Here is a 3611-nt window from a genome sequence, read left to right as displayed (position 1 = left end):
GAGGGCGCGCCCCCCCCCGCGCCCGCCGTCCCCCGCGCCCCCGCGCCGGCCCCCCCCCCCCCGCGCGGGGGGCGGCGCGCCGCGCTCGCCCCCACGGTGCTCGCCCTCGGCACGGTCAGCCTGATCACCGACGTCTCCTCCGAGATGGTCACGGCCGTGCTCCCGCTCTACCTCGTCGCCGGCCTCGGCCTCTCCCCGCTCGGCTTCGGGCTGCTCGACGGGATCTACAACGGCATCAGCGCGCTGGTCCGGCTCACCGGAGGCCACCTCGGCGACCGCCTCGGCCGGCACAAGGCCCTCGCCGGCCTCGGCTACGGCCTCTCGGCCCTGTGCAAGCCGCTGCTGCTGCTCGCGCACACCCTCCCCGCCATCGGCGCGGTGCTCGCCCTCGACCGCACCGGCAAGGGCCTGCGCACCGCCCCGCGCGACGCGCTGATCTCGCTGGCCGCCGCCCCCGAGGACCGCGGCCGGGCCTTCGGGGTGCACCGGGCCATGGACACCGCCGGCGCCCTGATCGGGCCGATCCTCGCCTTCCTGATCCTGCGCGGAGCCGCCGACGGCTACGACGCCGTCTTCACGGTCAGCGCCTGCGTCGCCGCCCTCGGCGTGCTCGTGCTCGTCCTGTTCGTGCCCGGCCGCCGCACCGAGCCGTCACCCGGCGCCGAGCCCGTCTCGCTGCGGGCCGCCTTCGGGCTGCTGGGCCGCCGGGACCTGCGCCGGATCAGCACGTGCGCGCTGCTGCTCGGACTCTGCACCGTCAGCGACGCCTTCGTCTTCCTGCTGCTCCAGCGCGCCACCGGGATCGCCGACCGCTGGTTCGCGCTGCTGCCGCTCGGCACCGCCGCCGCGTTCTTCCTGCTCGCACTGCCGCTGGGCCGGCTCGCCGACCGGACCGGCCGCTGGCGCGTCTTCCTCGGCGGCCACCTCGCCCTGCTCCTCGCGTACGGGCTGCTGCTGGCGGGCGGGGCGGGGCACGGCCCCGGCACGCTCCTGCCGTACGCCGTGCTCCTGCTGCACGGCGGCTTCTACGCGGCCACCGACGGCGTCCTGATGGCCGCGGCCGCCGGAGCCGTGCCCGAGGAGCACCGCGGCGGCGGCCTCGCCCTCGTCCAGACCGGCCAGGCCCTCGCCCGGTTCGCCGCCTCGCTCGGCTTCGGCGCCGCCTGGACCGTATGGGGCCCCCGGCCCGCGCTCGCGGTCGCGGCCGTCCTGCTGGCCGCCGCGGCCGGAGCCTGCGCCGTGCTGCGCCCCGCGGACACCGCGACCGCCGCGGACACCACGACCGCCGGGGCGCCGACCGGCTGAGCCGTCCGCTGCGCCTGCCGTCCCCCACATCCCCGAAAGGCCCCCATGACCCTCCAACGCCGGATCCTGATCCTCGTCTCCGCCGTCGTGCTGCTCGCCGCCGTGGGGGTGCTGGCCGTCGTACGGGCCTCCTCGCGGGCCGACGAGAGGAACCGGACCCAGGCCGGCGGCCCCGCGATCACCCGGGGCGAGGTCTCCCTGACCCCCGGCGCGGGCGGGCGGCGGATCGTGTTCCGGAACATGGCGTGGGGCCCGCACCGCGACGAGCTCGCCACCGTCCCCGCCGACGCGCCCCGAGGAGCCCGTACCGCCTCCGGGGTGAGCTGCCTGCGCTTCCACGCGGCGGCCGGCACCGGGATCTGCCTCCAGGCCGACAAGGGCGGGGTCCAGGACGGCTACCGGGCCGTCGTCCTCGACGCGGGCCTCAAGGAGGTCGTGGCGCGCCCGCTGGCCGGCATCCCCACCCGGGCCCGGGTCTCGCCCGGGGGGCACCTGGTCGCCTGGACGGTCTTCGTCGGCGGCGACTCGTACGCCGGTACGAACTTCTCCACCCGCACGTCCCTGCTCGACCTGCGCACCGGGAAGTTCGACGCCTCCCTGGAGGACTTCACGATCCGCAAGGACGGCAAGACGTACCGCAACGCCGACGTCAACTTCTGGGGCGTGACCTTCGCCGCGGACGAGCGGACCTTCTACGCGACCCTCGCGACCGGCGGCCAGACCCACCTGGTCCGCGGCGACCTGGTCGAACGCACCGTGACCACGCTCCGCGAGAACCTGGAGTGCCCCTCGCTGTCGCCCGACGGGACCCGGCTGGTCTTCAAGAAGCGGGTGCCCGGCCTCTCCCCGGACGCGCCGTGGCGGCTGTACGCCCTGGACCTCGCCTCGATGCAGGAGACCCCGCTCGCGGAGCAGCGCAGCGTCGACGACCAGGTGGTGTGGACGGACGACAGGACCGTCGTCTACTCCCTGCCCGGCGACTTCGGCGCCGACCTGTACGCCGTGCCGGCCGACGGCAGCGGCGCTCCGTCCCCGCTGATGGCCTCGGCCCTCGCCCCGGCCTTCCTGGGCTGACGCCGCGAGGAAGGACCGGGACGGGACCGGGGCCGAACAGGGCCGGACGGGCCCGGGACGGGCCCGGATCCAGGACCGTTGCGACGGAGGGCGTGCCCGGGCTAGGCCGGGATCAGCGTCTTGCGCCGCCGCTTGCGCTGGGCCCCGGCCGACAGCCTCATCTCGATGATCGACCGCACGGTCGGCCATTCCTCGTCGAGGATCGAGTAGAAGGCGGTACTGCGCACGGCGCCGTCGAGGCCCCGCGAATGGGCCCGGCGGACCCCCTCGCAGGTGAACCCGAGCCGCTCCATGGCCGCCCGCGAGCGCCCGTTGCGGGCGTCGGCGCGCAGCGAGATGCGGCGCACGCCCCAGGTCTCGAAGGCGTGGCGGAGCATGAGCAGCTTCGCCTCCGTGTTGATGCCCGTCCCCTGCGCGCCCGGGGACAGCCAGGTATTGCCGATCTCGGCGGCATCGGGGATCGCCGTCACCGGATCACCGAACGGGACCCCCGGCACCGCGGGCCACACCAGCGGGCCCTGCCAGTAGTCGAGTTCCAGGAACCGGGTCGAACCGACGACCCGACCGTCGGTGGCTCTGACCACCGCGAAGGGGAGCGATCGACCCGCCGCCTGATCTGCCAGGGCGCGGTCGATGTACTCGTGGGACGCCTGCACCCCATGGGGTACGGGGGTGAAGGCGTAAGTCGTACGATCCTCGGCCCCGGCCACGGCCAAGGCCTCGGTGTGGTGGGGGGCGAGGGGCTCGAGCCGCACGGTGCGGCCGGCGAGGAGTACGGGTACGGGCACGGAGCCTTCGGTCCTTCTGGGCGGTGGGGTGGTTGCACAGTGTGCGCTCCTGACGTCGCCCCCCGTGCAAAACACGGGTGAAAGGCAACGGGCTGTCAGGTGAACGCGAGTGGCTCAATGTAGCCCCTAAATCTCCTCTCATGAACCCCCAAATTGGCAACGCCGCGGCCATGTTTTTCGATGACTTTGGTCCCCGGCCCGGAGCGCCCGTAATCCTGATCCGCGGACATCCGTTCCCGCGCGCGGCGCAGGCCCCCCGGACGGCGGTCCGCACCGCCCTCCATCGGCCTACAAACACCCTCTGACCTGCACGGATGTAAGTGGCTCCGGACGCGGTCCGGTCCGGCCCCGACCGTCGGCCCGGCGAGCGGGCGCGGGGTCCTCCCCGGCCGCCCGGAGATCGAACGGACGGCCGTCGGTGATGTGTCCAACAGCGGGTGCCGG

General features: G+C 74.9%; 3 protein-coding genes. 2 read left to right on the top strand and 1 reads right to left on the bottom strand.

What is annotated here, in order from left to right; genetic code table 11:
* Together ACFXA3_RS26250 and ACFXA3_RS26245 are read left to right on the top strand one after the other, a co-directional pair.
* Positions 1-1305 (top strand): MFS transporter (locus ACFXA3_RS26250; protein ID WP_385190745.1); only part of this gene is annotated, 1305 nt, incomplete at its 5' end.
* A gap of 45 nt (positions 1306-1350) precedes the next feature.
* Entirely contained in the window at positions 1351-2379 is a 1029-nt protein-coding gene (locus tag ACFXA3_RS26245) for a TolB family protein (RefSeq protein ID WP_385190744.1), read from the top strand.
* A gap of 101 nt (positions 2380-2480) precedes the next feature.
* On the opposite strand, the gene ACFXA3_RS26240 is transcribed toward ACFXA3_RS26245, so the two are convergent.
* Positions 2481-3167: a GNAT family N-acetyltransferase gene (locus tag ACFXA3_RS26240; RefSeq protein WP_054225847.1), complete on the bottom strand. Its 687-nt coding sequence runs from the start codon at positions 3165-3167 to the stop codon at positions 2481-2483.
* Positions 3168-3611: the final 444 nt, after the last annotated feature.

The organism is Streptomyces sp. NPDC059456 (genome assembly GCF_042750055.1).
Lineage (GTDB): Bacteria > Actinomycetota > Actinomycetes > Streptomycetales > Streptomycetaceae > Streptomyces.
Note: the sequence above shows the minus strand (reverse complement) of the source record. Positions and strands in the feature narration are given on the sequence as shown.

What these genes read in the sequence shown, in the direction of transcription:
- ACFXA3_RS26245 (WP_385190744.1), top strand. Translation starts at nt 1,351, where the DNA reads ATGACCCTCCAACGCCGGATCCTGATCCTCGTCTCCGCCGTCGTGCTG.